We start from the raw sequence: 17,819 nt of genomic DNA, 5'->3' as shown, positions 1-17,819 counted from the left end.
TATCGTCGTTTATCATGTTTATTATTGCAAAAGAACATCATTTTCACATGGAAGTGCCAAAAAAAAGGCCTCGCTATTGTGCGAGACCAATTTCATTCTTCAACAATACCATTTTGTAGTAAATACATTTTATGATATAGCCCTTTTTGTGCAAGTAGCGCCTGATGTGTACCACGCTCTATAATTTCCCCCTGGTGTAGTACTAAAATTAGCTCTGCGTCCTGAATTGTTGAGAGTCGGTGAGCTATCGCAATCGTGGTACGCCCTTTTCTCATTTTCTCAAGCGAACCTTGAATCGCCACTTCCGTTTCTGTATCAATTGCAGCCGTTGCCTCGTCTAAAACGAGCACTTTAGGATTTGTCGCTATAGTCCGCGCAAATGCAATAAGCTGGCGCTGGCCACTAGAAAACGTAGAGCCGCGTTCGGAAACCTTGTGCGCATACTGATCTGGCAACGTATTAATAAAGTCGTCCGCTTGCACAAACTTAGCCGCCTCACGCACATCCACATCCGTTAACTCCTGATTGTTTAAACGAATATTGGATGCAATCGTACCGTAGAATAAAAACGGATCCTGTAGCACGAGTCCTAGCTTTCGGCGGAGCTCCGTTTGGCTATAAGCTTTAATCGACTCCGCGTCTATGAAAATATCACCGTGTTTAAACTCGTAAAAACGCATAAGTAAGTTAATAATCGAGCTTTTCCCGCTTCCCGTATGCCCAACAAGTGCAACCGTCTCCCCTGGGTTCACGGCAAACGAAATATTTTTCAGCACGTCCTTTTCTCCGTCATAACTAAACGACACGTCTTTAAATTCAATACGCCCCTCGTTAATTTCCAGCGAATGGTTCGCCTGCTCTGGCTCTAACTCTTCCTCATCAAGTAGCGCAAATACGCGAGAAGCCGCAACAGTCGCCTGCTGGAATAGCGCAAGACTTTCCATCATTTGATTAATTGGCTCAAAGAAGCGGTTTATATACGTAATAAATGCATAGACAACACCGACTTCAACTGCAGCCTCTAGTGACGTTTGCCCAAAATAGAATAGTAATAAAATAATAGCAGTAAAGTATACTAGATCAATTACAGGACGTAGTAGTAAACTATTAAGCTTCGTATTATTCATCATTGCCCTATAATGCTGCTCGTTAATCTCATCAAACTCATCATTAAAACGTTTTTCTTGGCGGAATACTTGAATAATACTCATACCAGATAAAGATTCCGCAAGCTTCGCATTAAGCTCACTTAATTTCTCACGCATTTCCATATAAACAGTGGAGCTTAGCTTTCGGTATAAATAAATGATGTAAATGATAATTGGTAGCAATGCGAGCGCAAACATCGCAAGCACCGGATTTAGCAAAAACATCGCCACATATACCCCAAGAATTAGGAATGCCGCCTGTACAAAGCTAATTAATACACTAACAAACATATCCTTAATCGCCTCTGTATCATTCGTTGCACGTGAGACGATTGATCCCGCAGGTACTTTATCAAAATAACGCATGCCAAGCTGATGAATTTTTGAAAATACATCTATGCGTAGCTGCTGAATGATTTTCAGTGCGATTTCCTGGAACTTTAGCTGTTGGAAATAGCTAATGACAACATTTAGCACTTGAATTGTCATATACGTCACTGCAAGAAAAATGATTGGCTCCTGGTCAAAATTACCGACTGCTAAATGATCATCTATAAATAGTTTAATTAAATACGGACCGAGCACATCTCCCGTGACGGTTAACACGAGTAGAAAAAGTGCAACGATAACTGCCCTTTTATGCGGGACTAAATACATAAATAGACGCTTTAGTACTTGTCGTTGCTGTTGTTGTGAAAAGGTGGGTTGCTTACTCATTTGTCTCGCCTCCCTTTTCAACCAGCTGCTCCAATTGCTGCAATTCATACATTTCATAATAACGACCACGCAAGGCCATAAGCTCCTCATGCGAGCCCTTTTCTACAATCGTTCCTTCCTGTAGCACTAAAATGATGTGTGCATGCTGAATGGCACTCAGGCGATGTGACGTAATAATCGTTGTCGCATCACGGCGTGCATCCTTTAACGACTGCAAAATGGCTTCCTCCGTTTTTGCATCAACAGCAGACAAGGAATCATCTAATATAAGCAACTCGGGCTTCATCATGAGTGCACGCGCAATAGAAATTCTCTGCTTTTGTCCACCCGATAATGACACACCACGTTCGCCTACAATTGTTTGATACCCATTTGTAAATCTACAAATATCGTCATTAATCTGCGCTAATTTAGCAGCTTGCTCCACTTGCTCTCGCGTAGCACTAGGATTCGTAAAAGCAATATTCGAATAAATCGAAGCCGAGAATAGGAAGTGGTCTTGTGGTACATAGCCAATTGCCTCCCGTAGACGTAGCTTTTGGAAATGATCAATTGCTTTCCCACCGTACGTAATTTTTCCATCATAGCCTTCAAACTCACGTAGTAATAATTTCAAAATAGCTGTTTTTCCAGCACCTGTTTTCCCTACAATGCCGAGCGTCTCGCCACGTTTTAATTGAAACGCTACATTTTGTAATGCCACCTTGTCATCTCCTGGGAATTTGAATTCACGGATATTGACATGTAAATCACCTTCCGGACGTTCATTAAGCGCGCCAAACTTGTCGTCAATTTCAAGAGGTACATTGAGCAAGGCTTCTATGCGGTCATAGGATGCCGAGCCGCGCTCCACAATATTAAAGAGCATCCCAATTGCGAGCATTGGCCATATGAGCAGTCCCAAAAATGTATTAAAGGCAACTAAATCACCAATCGTCATCGCACCTTCCACAATAAACTTCGCACCAAATGCCATACTAAGAAGGAAACTTACCCCAATAACTAAGCTAATCGTTGGATCAAATAATGAATCTACTTTCGCCACATGCATATTTTTTTCAACGACTTGATTAGAAAGCTTTGTGAAATCCTCCACATCATCTTGCTGCTGACCGAAAGTTTTAATGACTTTCATGCCGGTAATGCTTTCCTGCGTTTTATCGTTTAAATCCGAAAATGCCGCCTGGGCACGACCGAAGCGCTGGTGCAGTAGCTTGCCATAATAACTCGTGATTAGTGCCATAATCGGCATCGGAATAAGGGCAATAAGTGTCAGGCGCCAGTCAATGGTAATGGCCATTGCGAGCATGACGAAACTTCCCGTCGTAATGGAGTCAAATAATGTTAGCACCCCGAACCCTGCAGTTTGCTGTACGGCATTCACATCATTCGTAGCGTGCGCCATTAAATCCCCCACACGGCGCTGCTGATAAAAGGAAGGTGACATTTTTGTAAAATGGCGGAATAATTTTTCACGTAGTGCACGTGCTAAATAGTTTGACGAGCCGAAAATCATTTGGCGCCAAAAATAACGTAAAATATACATCAGTATTGCTACTCCGGCAATTACACCGAGCCATTTTAAGAGCGAGCCCTTCGTTAATGTACCCGCTCCAATTTCATCAATTGTATAGCCAATTATTTTAGGGGGAATAAGTTGTAGCATGGCAACCATTGTCAGCATTGTTAGCCCAAAAAAATATTCACGTTTTCGCTCGTTAAAAAACCAAGCAAGTTTAATAAACACCTTCATTTGTTCACCTTCTTTTCTATTCACGTCTGCCTATTTTAGCAAACTTTAGGAATCGAGTGAATAAAATATAGAAATTTATCCATAAAATTGAATGAAGTACATTCAGTGGGCTAAGCTCAAATAGTCAAAAAACGAACCGCTAATTATAGAAATTAGCGGTTCGCCGTTTAAGTCGTTACTTTGAAAACTGTTTTGATTTTACTAATAATGCCGCCAGATGAATACGTTAGCACACTTCGTTTATAAAACGATAAGCTCAGTTTATATAGTATGAGTACTGTCGCAACCAAAATAGCTAATGATACCAGCGGCTCCAAGGGACTAATATCCGTCGCACCAATACGCAGTGGCATGACCATACCGGACGTAAATGGGATATAGGAGAATACTTTAATAAGCATCGTATCCGGATTGGACATACCCGTAACCAACACATAGAAGCCGACAATCGTAATTAAGATTGCTGGCATCATTACTTGCGATGCTTCCTCTACCTTTGATACAAGGGAGCCAAAAAATGCCCCAATTATTAAAAACAAGAACAATGTACCGAACAAGAAAGCTAAGACATAAGAAAAATAAGAAAGCGAAATGGTCGTGAAAACTTCTGACACCATTTCCCACTTCTCTCCGCCTTTCGTGAATCTTAGTAAGACAAAAAGGAAGCCAAGCAACACGGTAAACTGCGTAATTGCTAATAATAATACACCGACAAGCTTCGAACGGAAATGCGTTTCTGGCTTTACACTAACAAGAAGCATTTCTAGTGCACGCGAGCCTTTTTCAGAGGCTACATCCGTCGTAATCATGGATAAAAACGTATTAATAAAGAGATAAATTAAAAATCCAACACCGTATGAAATTAAAATTCCCGCTTGTTTTTCATCGGTTGTTTTGCCATCTTTCGCTTCAGTATTTAATGTCATTGTCGTTACGATAGGCTCCGAATCGAGTAAAGTTGATGCCTGTTCATCAGTTAAATCCAGTTTCCCCATCGCATAAAATTGTCCAGCATTATTAATTTCTTGATACAGCATTTGCTGATCATTTAGCTGTAGCGGGTCATACGATTGAATGTCAGCCGCAAGCTTCGGGCCGGCTTCCGTTAGGGTAATGGCCGCTAAATACGAGCCGTCCTCTAGCTTCTGATCCAGTTCCTCGTCCGCAGCCTCTAAAAACACCCATTTCGTTTCATCACCCGAAACAAAAACCGACTGCATGTCATAGTCTGTTTTGTTAATAAGCGCAATTTCAGTTTGTTCACTATTTACAAAAACTTCCTTAATATCTGACCAGAAAACAATTGCACTAATAATTACAATATATAATCCTAGCATTAATAGGAAAGGTTTTGAACGGATTTTCTGTTTATATAATTGTTTAACTAAAATCATAAATTTAGACATGGCTACCACCTACCTGATCCTTGAAAATTTCATCCAGCGACAAATAATCAAGGCTAAATTTTTCAATATACTCGCCATTACTAACTCGCTCGAAAATTTTGCGTGCGTAGGATTCGTCTTGTAGCGTTAACACGAACTGGTCGCGCTCCTCACGCACTTGCTTCACCCCTTCCAAGCGTTCTAACACTTCAAGAGGTAAATGAGTTCGCAACGTGAGCTTTATTTTACCGTATTGTTTTTTTAGATCAAGGAGTGACCCCGAAAATAAAGATACACCTCGTTTTAATAAACATAGATGATCACAAAGCTCCTCCACATTGTCCATTTGGTGACTGGAGAATAAAATTGTCATGCCCTGCTCTTTTAATAGTAATATCGCATTTTTTAGTAATTCCATATTCACCGGGTCCAACCCGCTAAATGGCTCATCTAAAATAAGAAATTGCGGAAGGTGCAGGAAGCTAGCAATAAGCTGAACTTTTTGTTGATTTCCTTTTGATAATGTTTCCGCTTTTTGTTGGCGCTTTTCCTCTAGGTCAAAGCGTTCAATCCAAAAATCAATTTCGCGTTTTAGTACGTCATGCTTCATACCACGTAATTCGCCGAAAAAAATTAGTTGCTCTTCTACCTTCATTTGTGGAAAGATCCCACGCTCCTCCGGTAAATAGCCGAGCAAATCACGATTTAACTTATTCACTGGCATGCCGTCCCATGTAATTGTTCCGCTCGTCGTTTCCTGCAAATCTAAAATCATGCGGAATGTCGTCGTTTTACCCGCGCCATTTTGGCCAATGAGTCCGAATATTTCACCCTTATCAATCGTGAAATTCAAATCTTGAACCGCGGTAAAATCTTTATAACGCTTTGTTACTTTTTGTAATGTTAATGTCATCGTTTGCCTCCTAATTTCCGAAAATATGAAGTTATTGTTTTAGCGCTTTCCACGTTTTTGATAGCGTACTAACATGAAGCCAAGCAATATACATGCTATGACAATCAATATTGAAATAACACCTTTCAATTTTACTGATTCATCATCAAAGTAGAGGCTTATGTTCAAAATTACTGCCCTAGCATTAATCCATTTCTCTTATTTCATCTCTGCAATAATAGGCTCTACACCAAAATCTGTACTTGACAGCACATTCCACTCCAGGCGGACGCTTTCCGCGGGCGTGGCTTGAGCCTCCTCGGGCCAACACGATGTTGGTCACGAAGGCGTTGCCACAGGACGTGGCGTTCTTAGCCTTCGTTCCTAAACGCTTCGTGCGGGGTCTCAAGGCTCACGCTCTTCCCGCAGGAGTCGCCGCCTTCCGTTCCATGTGCCTATAAAGTAGTACACTTTCTTTTAAAGTAAAGCACATGTTTTGGTAAAGACCCCAATAATAAATAGTATTTTTTCATTTCTATACCCTCTCTTTCTACGAATGCTTTACCAAAAAGGTTTCAAAATTTCCAAATATTTAAAGATTTATTCCACCCATTTTCATAAAGCTCGTGGAATCCATTAATTTTGTATTTGACTACTTCTTTACTTTGCTTCGTAGTTAGGTATTCATTTTTTCGGGCATTACCGTCTAACACAGCGATCCAACCTTTATCCTGAAACGTCTTTAGTACTCTTCTCTCTATCGTATGTCGATGTAATTTGTAAATATTTGAGAATTAAATGTATTATATTAGTTATAACAGCATAATTAACTACAAGGAAAAAAAGGAGGATTCATATGGTACATGTTATGTTAGTTCCACACGACTTAAAATATGCGGAGAGAATGTCACAGCTATCATCTGCCCCTCAAGTAAAAGACGCGATTGCCCTAACTGATGAACAAGCCTCACTAGAAGGAACAATTAGCTACATTAAATTTATTATTGTTCAAGAAAGGCAAGGAAAGTCCTATTCACGTGTCATATTAAATGAGGAAGGTCAGTTAATTGGGGTCATTACTTTGAAGGACATTAATTACACACATAAAACTTGTCATATCGGGACATGGATCGGTCATAACTATTGGGGGCTAGGCTATAATGAACTGGCAAAGGTGAAAATTTTACATACAGCCTTTACAGAACTGGGCATGTACTATGTGTTCGCCGGTGCTAATCATATCAATATTCGCTCAAGAAAAGCTCAAGAAAAGCTCCCTTACATATCGTTACATGTTGAGGATGAGTTCCCGCTTGAACTAAAAAAATTAGAGCACCAAGTAAAGGCCCCCTGCGTATTACATGTCATTCGGAAAAATGATTTTTTAAAATTGTAGACCAGCTTTACTTGCGAAAAAAAAACACGAGAAACCGTGATGATTTCTCGTGTTACTATTATTGTTTTGAATAATAATCTACTATTCCATTATAGATCGACTGTGCGAAGATTTCCACGTACTTATCCGCTGTCATTTTGTTGCGATCCTCTGAGTTTGAAATAAAGCCAAGCTCTATAAGAACTGAAGGAATCATCATATTTTTTATAACATAATAATTTGCTGTTTTTACGCCACGGTTTTTCATCGAAGCATTTTTCACGATTTCAGTATTAATAAATGTGGCTAAATCCTTATCTTCTAAGTATTGGTCACCTATCGATACATTATAATATGTCTCTGTACCAGAGGCAGATGAAGATGTCGCAGAATTCACATGGACACTGACATTAATCTCACCGTAATTATTTTTCGTAAAAGCTACGCGCTCCTCAAGTGTCGGATACGTATCACCCGTACGTGTCATATGAACGGTTGCACCTGCCGCTTCAAGTTTTTTCTTTACCAACGTCGAGACTTTTAACGTAATACTTTTTTCAGTCGCACTTTCACTCATCGCTCCTGGGTCTTTCCCCCCGTGTCCTGGATCAAGAATAATGACACGGTTTTTTACAACGCTGCCACCTTGATTTAATAGCTTAATATAGGACTTATGCACATAACCAGAAATACCGTTATAGCTCATTTTTACCCAGTAGCCGGAAATGGACTGCACTTTAATTGACGCACCTATTTTTAAGGAGCCAAGCGATGAAGAAGAACCACTTGCTGTTGAACGGATTGTTAAGTTGTCCACGGTTACGCGTGCAAGTATCCCTGTTGTTGTTGGATTATCGTTCTCATCTGAAAACTGGACATAGGATTTACTGACATACGCATAGGCACCTTGATACGAAATTTTTAGCCAGTTTCCTTCAACGGCATAAACAGATAATTTCTCACCTTTGTTTACTTGACTAACAATATTACTACTGCTCGATGCATCTGGCGTTGAACGTATATTTAAGCCATTTGTCGTCACAGTCCCGATACCAATTATTTGCGTTTCATCTATTTCTTCTTCAACTGGTGGAAGAGGTAGACGATATGTATCACTTTTCCCACGCGCTACGAATGAAGCAAACTGTGCACGGGTTACTGAACTTTTCGGCATAAAATTGCCATTGTTGCCTTTTGTAATGCCGTTATAATAAATTGCCTTAATGTAAGAGGCATATGTATTAGAATTTGAGACATCCGGGAAAACCATTTTAGCATTGCTGTATTTGCTTGGATTTAAGTTAAATGCTTTCGTGATTACATAACTCATTTCCTCACGAGATAACGGTGTGTTCGGTGAAAACTTGTTTGATGTTTTTTTAAAAAACCCAAGCTGCACTGCACGTTCAACATACGTTGATAATTCGGTATTTATCGCTACATCTGTAAATGAAGATGTGCTGACTTTTAAAGGTGTGTTACCAGAGGAGATAACGACCATTTTTGCTGCCTGTCCTCTTGTGACCGTTGCATTTGGTTTGTAATATGTTTTGCCATTTTCTGTGTAACCTTTAATAGCTCCGAGGCTAATTAAGTACTGTATTTCTTTGTACGTGTCGTCCTTTGCCGATACATCTGCAAATGTAACACTAGCCGAAGCGGGCTCCGTTGCGAGTGTGAACATTAGCAGGAGAGCGGCAAAGAAGCCAATAATTTTTTGATTCATTGTATTCATGCCCTTTCTTTTACTGTACCTTGTATATTTTAACAAAATACGACAAAAAACATATAGGCCAAATGTTCTGTGATGTCAAAAAAATAATAATCCCACTACTTGAAAACCAAGCCTTTTTAATTACTTCACGAATTACGAACTTCCTCCAATTCCAACATTTCTCTACCATGACAGGAACATGCTTTTTCCCCAATGAAATTTACATAATAAAAACCCGTCTCCACAATAGAGACGAGCTGTTTGTCATTTATATTTGAAAATCCATATTTTTTTGCTGGCTATTACTAATTTTCGGCGATGGTGGTGAATTGTAGACGCGTGAATACGGTGGTACTGATTCTGTTAGCCAGATATTACTACCGAGTACGGTATCGTGCCCAATTTTCGTTTTTCCGCCTAAAATGGTCGCGCCGGCATAAATGACTACATTGTCCTCAATATCAGGGTGACGTTTAATACCTTTAATCGGTTTCCCATTTTCATCCAACGGGAAGCTTAACGCACCTAATGTCACTCCTTGATAGATTTTTACGTTTTTTCCGATTGTACATGTCTCACCGATTACTACGCCCGTACCGTGGTCGATGAAGAACGACTCGCCAATAGACGCACCTGGGTGAATGTCAATGCCTGTCATTTGATGCGCATATTCTGACATAATTCGCGGAATAATTTTCACATCCAATTTATAGAGTTCATGGGCAATTCTATGAATGCATACTGCTATAATTGACGGGTAGCTTAGTAAAATTTCTTCGTTTGAAAGTGCTGCTGGGTCCCCATCATACGCTGCTTGAATATCTGTTTGAATGATTTTACGAATCGTTGGGAACAGATTAATGAGCGCCATGACCATGCCATCTGCTTGTTCGCGGCACGCTTCTGCATCACAGCCACAATCCGATGTATTTTGATGATAAATTAACACCTTTTCAATAATGTCTCGTAAATCTAACGCAGAAGCGCGTAAGTCATTGCTCGTTTCAACATTCAAACGCGTATCATCTATCGGCTTGCCTTCATATATACCAGGAAATAAAATAGCTTGGAATTGATGAAGAATTTTGTAAATCGTATCTTTCCCTGAAAAGCCAATCGAATTTTCTATATCAAAATGCTGCTGATTAATTTCGTTTAGGGAATTTGCAATATTCGGAATTTCATTGTTTAACCAATCATTTAATTTCATAATTTTTGATTACCCCTTTTAGTCAGTTTCTTTTCTCCCTGAATCAAATTATTTCAAGGATCGTTCAATACAATCAGATTCTATTATTTATATTTAATAGTTTATTACAATGATGAGCCTTCTGTCTATGTAAACAAAAACACTCTACCCCTTCTTCATAGTAACTCTCCAACCCATTACCTAACAAACTAAACAATTGGTTATACAAAAAAAAAGCCGTATTATTATAGAGTATTATCTATCTGCTTCAATAAAAAAAGCAATATGAGTAAATTTCATTCTCACATTGCTTTTCACATGAAGATACCCGTTGCTTTGTGCGCTTATCCGGGTGTTTTTGAATAAATGATTAGGTATTTTATTCGCTATCTGTTCTTTACTTTTAGAGGACAACCCTCAAAATATCGTACATATGCATTCTTTAAATCATCAATATTTCACGTATATCTTCTTCCGATAAAGTAGTCGAAACTTTATCTTCAGATTGGATAATGTCTGCAATGAGATCTCTCTTTTTTTCTTGGAGCTCATTCATTTTCTCCTCTATAGTCCCACGAGAAATGAGCTTAATAATCTGTACAACGTTTTTCTGACCCATTCGATGTGCACGACCTGCCGCTTGTTCCTCGACCGCCGGATTCCACCAAAGATCGTATAAGATGACCGTGTCTGCACCTGTTAAGTTTAGCCCTGTTCCACCTGCTTTTAATGAAATCAAAAACACCTCTCGCTCGCCTTCATTAAATCGATTGCATAGATCTACTCGTTCCTCTGAAGGGGTTTGTCCATCCAGATAGAAATACGTTTGCCCTCGCATTGTAATCGCTCGCCCAATTAGATCAAGCATTTTCGTGAATTGAGAAAAAATCAACACTCTTCTGCCAGAGAGTCTTGATTCCTCTAGTATCAGGAGCAACTGCTCAAATTTTGCTGAACTACCCTTGTAGCCTTCAACAAACAAAGCAGGATGGCAACAAATTTGGCGCAATCTCGTCAAGCCCGCTAAAATTCGAATACGATTTTTCCGAAAGGTCTTTTTGTCGAGATGCTTAAATGTATCATGGCGAAGCTTCGCTAAGTAAGCTGTATAAAGTTGTTTTTGTTCAGGTAGTAATTCTGATGATTCAAGTGTTTCGTTTTTATCAGGTAACTCGGAAAGCACATCTTCTTTTATTCGACGGAGTAAAAATGGACGAACCCTGCGAGCAATTGCTTTTCTTGTTAAATGGCTGTATTCCTGTAATCCTTGGAATAGTTGCGGGAAAACAACATGATATATGGACCAAAGCTCTTCCACACTATTTTCTACAGGTGTTCCTGTAAGTCCAAAACGGGTATCTGCTTTGATCTTTTTAACAGCCCGTGCCGTTTGGGTCACTGGATTTTTAAACGCCTGTGCCTCATCAAAGAAAACCGTATGAAATGTTTGGTTTTCGTACCACGTAATATCACGGCGAAGTAACGGATAAGAGGTAATGATGACGTCTATATTTTGGAGATCCTGATGTAGCTCTTTTCGCTCCGCTTTATCCCCATCTATTACAATTGCTTGAAGTTCAGGAGCAAATGTCATCATTTCATGTAACCAGTTATAGGTTACAGACGAGGGGCAAACAATGAGAACTGGCTGCTTCCTAGCTCGAATGTTTGATAGTTCCGAAACAATGAACGTAATACTTTGCACTGTCTTCCCTAGTCCCATATCATCGGCTAAAACACCACCAAATCCGTAACTTGCTAATGCTTTCAACCACTTAAATCCTTGCTTTTGGTAGTCTCTTAATATGCCATCTAAAGTTTGTGGTACTTCAAAATCCAACTGCTCGGGATGGAGTAATTGATCTAGAAACTGACGAAACGATTCCTCTGGGGTAAACAATAGACTATCATCAATCAAATCAAGAAATTTCAGGCTTTGCAGGATGGGCATATTTAATGTCGCTTCAAAATGATCATCTTGAACTGGCCCCGCATGTAGAAAATGGCGAATTTCTTCCATTTCCTTTGTTTCCAACGATAGCAGTGACCCATTCGGAAGGCGATAATATTTCTGCTTTACTTCCAGTGCTTCTAAAATTCCCTTAATTTGTTTATCTGCAATACCGTCCATCTCAAATTTAAATTCCAACCAATTCGTACGTTCTTTTTGAACCTTCACTCTAATTTTAGGAAATGCATTATTTCTTACGATGCGATTTCGAACAGATGTAGTCGCATATATTTGTGCAACTTGTTGAATCTTAGGAACGACATAAGTTAAAAAGTCATACTCCAATTCTTCATTTTGCATAAAATAACCGCCTTCTGTTATCGTAAATCCGCTCTCCTCCATAAGCTCAAGGATTTCCTCTTCTTTCTCAATATCCCTTATAATCACCTGGCCTGCTTTCGGATCTCGACTTTCCAATGGTTGAATCACAACATGTTCATAATGGAACTCTAGACCTGCAAGCAGTCTATTTTTCAAACGATCCAAGTAAAGCTTGACTACAAGTGGTGTTTTCAACATTTCCTCAGTTAATCTTTTAGACAGCTTAACATCGCCTATTTTTCTCAAACCTGGTACTACGTTTTTTAGGAAAAAATCAATTTTCCCAGCTGGAATGGGCACGAGATTCGTACTTGGCGAGACAAGCATTTGTTTTAGTTCAAATAATCGTTCACAGTCCTGTCCTTCTAACTGAAATACTTTTCCGTCACATAACACGGAATTATAAGCATTTAAAAGCAGCATTCGTTCAAAACCCTTAATCGTCAATTGATAATTGTTTTCGATATCTTCTAATGTAAACTGTAAAGGTGGCGCTCCCTCTACAATGCGTAAGGTCTGATATACATGTCTATCCTGTGCAAGCGTTATGAATGGAACTTGTGCAAGTAAAGGCATGAGCACTCCCCAAGCAGATGGTTGAATGAGTAATACTTCATTTCTGACTGGGTAGTTAGTGTCTTGTGGTAAAGCTTCTATAAATGCCTTCTCATCACTGGCAACTCGGATAAGTTGATGAAGGATCGCGTCTACTTCGTTAACAAAGCAATGCAAATTCGGATCAAAGTAAAATGAAGAAGATAATTTACTAGCTCTCCCCATCTTTACACTTTGTAAAAATTCTCGAATATTTGATAGCTTAATTTGATCAATGTCTACTTCTACTCCAAGTAAGTACTGCCCTTCCCCAATTGAAAACGGTTTAAGCGTAAAGTGAACATCCAATACCTGTCTTTTTTCAAAATGAAGTTGATGTCTGCTTGTTCGAGTCGGTCTGTCCTGGAAGAGTGCCATGAAGTCTTCTGATAGTTCTCGATCATTCGATTGTTTGGATTGTTCAGATGGAAAATCGTCTAGTCGTTGGCGTTCATAAACTGCGATTAATACAGCCGCAACATGTTGGCAACACTTACTGAAATCTAGAAGTGCAGAACAGCTACAAGTCGTCTGAATACGCCCTACCATATCTTTTTTAATTGTGACATGGAAGTCTTCAGTTCCGTTAACCGTAGCGACGCAAATATCAGATTCATACTGTTCAAATGTTACTTTATTTGCCCGAAAAAAAGAGTCTCCTCTTTTGAAGGAGACGGTACCACACATTTCTTTGATGATTTTATGGTTGACTTTGATATTCATGTATCCCGCTCCCTCCTTTTTATTTTTGCACTATATATTTTAATTCCGTTCAGTTTTCTTCACTATTCCCTATTTTATCACGTATTTTAATTTGTAATCTTAATTTGGTTGTTGCAACTTTATTATGATTTCCTAAACATTTCCCTCATCGTTTATTAAATGCTTTTTCAACCCACTCGCTGCAAATGGACCCTTTGTCAACATTTGAAACATCATCGTTGCGATTTCCTCTGGCGTTTGTTGCATGTTTGAATTTAACCAATATCGCACTACACCAATTTGTGCAGAAGAAATAAATTGAGTTACCACTTCTATTGGTATCGTAAGGTTAGATAAATGTACGATGTTAGATGCATTTTTAAATATAGTCTCAATGAGAACTTTTCTTACTTTCTCTTCAAAAGCTGGATCCCCATTCGGTCCTAATACAGCTCTTAAAAATGACGCGTTCTCTTTGAAATATTCAAATATATTTACTATAAATGGATGTGGCCGGCCAGTTATGTATAACTGTGTCAAATTTGATGGATTCATATTTTTAGCCATTTCCTGCAGCTTTTGAAATATTTCTTCTTCACATTTCTCGAGTAAATCATATTTATCCAAATAATGTAGATAAAACGTACCTCGATTTAAATTAGCTCGCGTTGTAATATCCCGAATTGTAATGGCAGTAAAGCCTTTTTCATCTAATAATTCCGTAAAAGCTTCCTTAATCTCTTTTTTTGTATGCATTGTTTTTCTCTCATATTTGCCTTTTTCCAACACTCAATTCCCCCTTTACGTTAAAAACTGAACATTCGATTTTAATTTGTTGAAAATTCAACATTATTAAAGATATTGATTATCGAAGCTATTTTTCTTATAACATATAATAAAAACGAATCAAAAATCAACACGATGTCAAATTTTAATAAGGGGGAAATAGAATGAAAAAGAATAAATTTTTAATGATTCCTTTTGTTGCTGTACTTGTCTTATTATTTATTTTTGTTTCCACTCAAATTCCAGGTGCTCACCAATCAGTTAAAAACCTCCCAATAGCCTTTGTAATCGAGGATAATGGAGAAATGAGCAACTCATTTGTTAAAACTGTTCAGGAAAATTCAAAAGCAATGCAAGCCGGCGATGAGCCAATGATTAAATGGATTATATTAAATAGTCAACAAGAGATGAAAAAGGAGATGGCAAACCAAAATTTATACGGGGCAATTGTCATTCCTGCAGATTTTACAGAGAAGTATTTATCTTTACAGACAACAACACCATCTTCTCCTGAATTACAGGTAACTATTAATCAAGGAAAAAATTCAACTGTTGCAACTGTTGTCAGTCAAACTTTATCTAGTATAGTTACGCAAATGAATCATGTGATCAGTAACCAACTATTATCGACGATGGAGCAAAATAAGGTACCATTAACAGTTGAACAAGCACGCATTTATGCAGCTCCGATTAAAAGCACGACAACAATGCTGCATGAAACAGGTACATTAGGCAATGCACCATTATCATTATTCCAGCCATTATGGATAGCTAGTATTGCTAGTGCTGTTATGTTATGGCTTGCAGGTAAAAACCGAGTTTTCACAACACTAGCTGAAAAATTAAAATTTAAACTTGTACAAATACTAGTTGCCATTGCTCTCGGTTTTGTAGCTGGATTTAGCTTAACATGGTATACAACGTTCATACTAGATTATGAATATACAAGCTTTGTTACAATAGCCATATTCTTAGCCATTGCTTGCATAAGCTTTATCTTATTAATCTCTGCCTTCCTATCATGGATTGGGATTGCATCAATTACTGTATTCGTTTTATTAATGTTCTTTGGATTGCCTTTACTTCAGTTAGCACCGGAAATGCTTCCTGATTTTTATAGAGATTGGATTTATCCTTGGCTTCCTATGCGCTTTCTGTTTGATGGTGTGCGTGAAATACTGTTTTACAACGGAGCAATGTGGAATGGTGCTGCTATTGTGCTATTTTGGATTGCTGTTGTTAGTAGTTTCATTCATTTGGCAAAAGCATTGGTTCCAACGAAGCAAGAAGTATCTGAAATTTAACGTTATTTAGTCCGTCTCTTTCTTAGGAGACGGGTTTTATTTATTCCATACCTATCGTAATTAATATTAGAAAGACACATCTCGCCCAATATGGGGCGAGATGATGTCCTTACTTATGTAGATAAGAAAGTTATGCTTTCTTTTCTACAAATAAAAAGCGCTAATCATATGCGGATTAACGCTACTTTCCTTATAGAATAGTAACTAGCCATATTCGTCCGCTATTCTTCTTGCACAAATTTCACCTCATCATGACCGCACTGATTACAAATCATTAAATGAGGACAAATTTGATCTTTCGCTGTAAAGGGATAGCCATCTCCCATTTTTACTGTTTCTTCGTCATTATAATGTCCATATGGGTCTAAATAATCGGATACCTTGCCTGAATCATTTAATCGTGTACTACATTTAGGGCAATAGATTTCTACTTCTTTTAGCGAATTACATAAAGGACAAATAGCCATCAGGATCACTCCTTTTACTGTTAATACCTATTTTTTCATCAATACTATGTAACAAAGCGTTACGCTTGACGGAATATCCATACTCGTTAAATATCATGTGTGTTTATTATCCGATTTATTCAATTTCTCCATGCTAGCTCACTTACCGTCATCCTGCCAACCCAGGGGAAGCACACACTCTCGCCATCACTACAAATTTCTTCGAATCATTCCCCTTAAAATTTCACAATATATAGCAAGTGTCCGGGTTCAGAATCGAACTCAACTCTGTATTTTTAAAATTTCCTTAACAAAAATAAAAGGCTTGAGCCCCGTACAATACCGGACTCAAGTCTTTCGATGTTATTTGTTTTCTAGTAGTTGTAAAGCGAATTCGTACGGTACATAGGTTTTATTTGTCTCTAATAATGCTGGTGCCTCTACGAACTGGCCTAGTGCTTTATTATAGCCGTATGTTTTTTCCCCGCGCGTAATTGTATAAGATAGCGCTCCTTTTGATAGGATTGCACCTTTCCCTGTTGTCGTGACTTTATAGCCAAGTTCCTCTGCGATTACACGTAGCGGAACCATTTTAGTACCATTCACATCTTTAAAATCTGTACCAATAATTTTGTCAATCATCGGTTCATCTGTTGTTGATGCACTTTGCTCTTGAGGAAGCAGCACTACTTTTGAAGGTGTTGTTTGCGCTGGAATACTCATTGTTGTAATTGTGTAGAAAACAACTGCATTGTTCCCCGCAAGATCTCCCGCTGTCACTGTTTCTCCTGCTACATTTACAAGCTCAGTCTTGTCCCAAAGATTAAGTTTCAGAGATAACGAGGCATCTAGTAGTTCCTCATCAAATGTTCCTACAGCAGCAGTACCCACTGCATCTGTTTGTACTATGACCACTTCTGGATTATATCTTGGCGGATAGATGAGGATCATAGGTTTATTCGCATACATATAGGATGTTACTTCATCCCCTTTTTTCAGCTCAACCTTTTTCCCTGTATTGTCAAAAACGAGCGTTTCATCCGTTACGACTAAGAAATGCGGATTGTTTTCTTGTTTCATTTCATAGTAAGTGATGTTGTCACGCACTTCTACATTTTCAACCGTACCTGTTACTTTAATAAAAACCGGTTGTACTTCCTTTTCTTTTGTAGCTACGATTGTTGCTGGGCCTTCTGCAAAAGCAGCAGTGCCACCCATTAAAAGTGCTGTCATTGCTAATGGTGCGATTTTTGACATCTTCATAAAACCATTCCTCTCTAGTTGAAATCGTTAATTAGTCGTATGAAGCCCAAAAAGGTTACACTATTTTGGTAAAAAGAGAAAAATATTCTTAAAAAATCCCAAAAAATTGTTTTGAAAAGCAAAATAGAAATCGCATTATTAAATTTCCCGACAAAAAAAGCCGCTTCTCACGTGAGTAATTCACTTAGCGAACAGCTATTTTTGCATTTGAGTTGTTAA

At 38.5% G+C, this 17,819-nt stretch carries 12 protein-coding genes; 2 read left to right on the top strand and 10 right to left on the bottom strand.

The window, feature by feature from the left end:
* Positions 1 to 92 precede the first annotated feature (92 nt).
* The 4 genes from MHH87_RS07955 to MHH87_RS07940 form a co-directional block, all read right to left on the bottom strand.
* A complete protein-coding gene (locus tag MHH87_RS07955) occupies positions 93 to 1,865 on the bottom strand; it encodes an ABC transporter ATP-binding protein (protein WP_340748779.1) in 1,773 nt (590 codons plus the stop codon).
* Complete coding sequence (locus tag MHH87_RS07950) at positions 1,858 to 3,618, bottom strand: ABC transporter transmembrane domain-containing protein (protein ID WP_340748778.1); 1,761 nt, start codon at positions 3,616 to 3,618, stop codon at positions 1,858 to 1,860. The genes MHH87_RS07955 and MHH87_RS07950 overlap by 8 nt, the downstream gene beginning before the upstream one ends.
* A gap of 167 nt (positions 3,619 to 3,785) precedes the next feature.
* Complete coding sequence (locus MHH87_RS07945) at positions 3,786 to 5,024, bottom strand: ABC transporter permease (RefSeq protein WP_340748777.1); 1,239 nt, start codon at positions 5,022 to 5,024, stop codon at positions 3,786 to 3,788.
* Positions 5,017 to 5,916 carry an ABC transporter ATP-binding protein gene (locus tag MHH87_RS07940; protein WP_340748776.1) on the bottom strand — a complete coding sequence of 300 codons (900 nt, stop codon included), beginning with the start codon at positions 5,914 to 5,916 and terminating at the stop codon, positions 5,017 to 5,019. The genes MHH87_RS07945 and MHH87_RS07940 overlap by 8 nt, the downstream gene beginning before the upstream one ends.
* Positions 5,917 to 6,751: 835 nt before the next feature.
* Between MHH87_RS07940 and MHH87_RS07935 the strand changes: the two genes are divergently transcribed.
* Positions 6,752 to 7,291, top strand: a complete 540-nt coding sequence (locus MHH87_RS07935) for a GNAT family N-acetyltransferase (protein ID WP_340748775.1) — start codon at positions 6,752 to 6,754, stop codon at positions 7,289 to 7,291.
* A gap of 58 nt (positions 7,292 to 7,349) precedes the next feature.
* Here the strand turns inward: MHH87_RS07935 and MHH87_RS07930 are convergent, their stop codons facing one another.
* From MHH87_RS07930 to MHH87_RS07915, 4 genes are all read right to left on the bottom strand, one after another.
* A complete protein-coding gene (locus tag MHH87_RS07930; RefSeq protein ID WP_340748774.1) occupies positions 7,350 to 8,996 on the bottom strand; it encodes an N-acetylmuramoyl-L-alanine amidase in 1,647 nt (548 codons plus the stop codon).
* A gap of 256 nt (positions 8,997 to 9,252) precedes the next feature.
* A complete protein-coding gene (gene epsC, locus MHH87_RS07925; protein WP_340748773.1) occupies positions 9,253 to 10,194 on the bottom strand; it encodes a serine O-acetyltransferase EpsC in 942 nt (313 codons plus the stop codon).
* A 421-nt stretch (positions 10,195 to 10,615) separates the two neighbouring features.
* Positions 10,616 to 13,822, bottom strand: a complete 3,207-nt coding sequence (locus MHH87_RS07920; RefSeq protein ID WP_340748772.1) for a DEAD/DEAH box helicase — start codon at positions 13,820 to 13,822, stop codon at positions 10,616 to 10,618.
* 132 nt (positions 13,823 to 13,954) lie between these two features.
* Positions 13,955 to 14,587 (bottom strand): TetR/AcrR family transcriptional regulator, encoded by a 633-nt coding sequence (locus MHH87_RS07915; protein WP_340748771.1) that lies wholly within the window; start codon positions 14,585 to 14,587, stop codon positions 13,955 to 13,957.
* 164 nt (positions 14,588 to 14,751) lie between these two features.
* Between MHH87_RS07915 and MHH87_RS07910 the strand changes: the two genes are divergently transcribed.
* The gene (locus MHH87_RS07910; RefSeq protein WP_340748770.1) at positions 14,752 to 15,891 is read left to right on the top strand and encodes a YhgE/Pip domain-containing protein; all 1,140 of its coding nucleotides are present in this window, start codon (positions 14,752 to 14,754) and stop codon (positions 15,889 to 15,891) included.
* Positions 15,892 to 16,112: 221 nt separating this feature from the next.
* Here MHH87_RS07910 and MHH87_RS07905 read toward each other — a convergent pair whose 3' ends face one another.
* The gene (locus MHH87_RS07905) at positions 16,113 to 16,358 is read right to left on the bottom strand and encodes a hypothetical protein (RefSeq protein ID WP_340748769.1); all 246 of its coding nucleotides are present in this window, start codon (positions 16,356 to 16,358) and stop codon (positions 16,113 to 16,115) included.
* 342 nt (positions 16,359 to 16,700) lie between these two features.
* Entirely contained in the window at positions 16,701 to 17,600 is a 900-nt protein-coding gene (locus MHH87_RS07900; RefSeq protein ID WP_340748768.1) for a stalk domain-containing protein, read from the bottom strand.
* Between the last annotated feature and the right edge of the window lie 219 nt (positions 17,601 to 17,819).

Source organism: Solibacillus sp. FSL H8-0538, assembly GCF_038003525.1.
In the GTDB taxonomy this organism is placed as follows: domain Bacteria; phylum Bacillota; class Bacilli; order Bacillales_A; family Planococcaceae; genus JBBOPI01.
This window is presented reverse-complemented; position numbering and strand designations above follow the sequence as displayed.

Coding starts and splice junctions, on each gene's coding strand:
- MHH87_RS07955 (WP_340748779.1), bottom strand. CDS start 1,865: ATGAGTAAGCAACCCACCTTTTCACAACAACAGCAACGACAAGTACTA.
- MHH87_RS07950 (WP_340748778.1), bottom strand. CDS start 3,618: ATGAAGGTGTTTATTAAACTTGCTTGGTTTTTTAACGAGCGAAAACGT.
- MHH87_RS07945 (WP_340748777.1), bottom strand. CDS start 5,024: ATGTCTAAATTTATGATTTTAGTTAAACAATTATATAAACAGAAAATC.
- MHH87_RS07940 (WP_340748776.1), bottom strand. CDS start 5,916: ATGACATTAACATTACAAAAAGTAACAAAGCGTTATAAAGATTTTACC.
- MHH87_RS07935 (WP_340748775.1), top strand. CDS start 6,752: ATGGTACATGTTATGTTAGTTCCACACGACTTAAAATATGCGGAGAGA.
- MHH87_RS07930 (WP_340748774.1), bottom strand. CDS start 8,996: ATGAATCAAAAAATTATTGGCTTCTTTGCCGCTCTCCTGCTAATGTTC.
- epsC (WP_340748773.1), bottom strand. CDS start 10,194: ATGAAATTAAATGATTGGTTAAACAATGAAATTCCGAATATTGCAAAT.
- MHH87_RS07920 (WP_340748772.1), bottom strand. CDS start 13,822: ATGAATATCAAAGTCAACCATAAAATCATCAAAGAAATGTGTGGTACC.
- MHH87_RS07910 (WP_340748770.1), top strand. CDS start 14,752: ATGAAAAAGAATAAATTTTTAATGATTCCTTTTGTTGCTGTACTTGTC.
- MHH87_RS07905 (WP_340748769.1), bottom strand. CDS start 16,358: ATGGCTATTTGTCCTTTATGTAATTCGCTAAAAGAAGTAGAAATCTAT.
- MHH87_RS07900 (WP_340748768.1), bottom strand. CDS start 17,600: ATGAAGATGTCAAAAATCGCACCATTAGCAATGACAGCACTTTTAATG.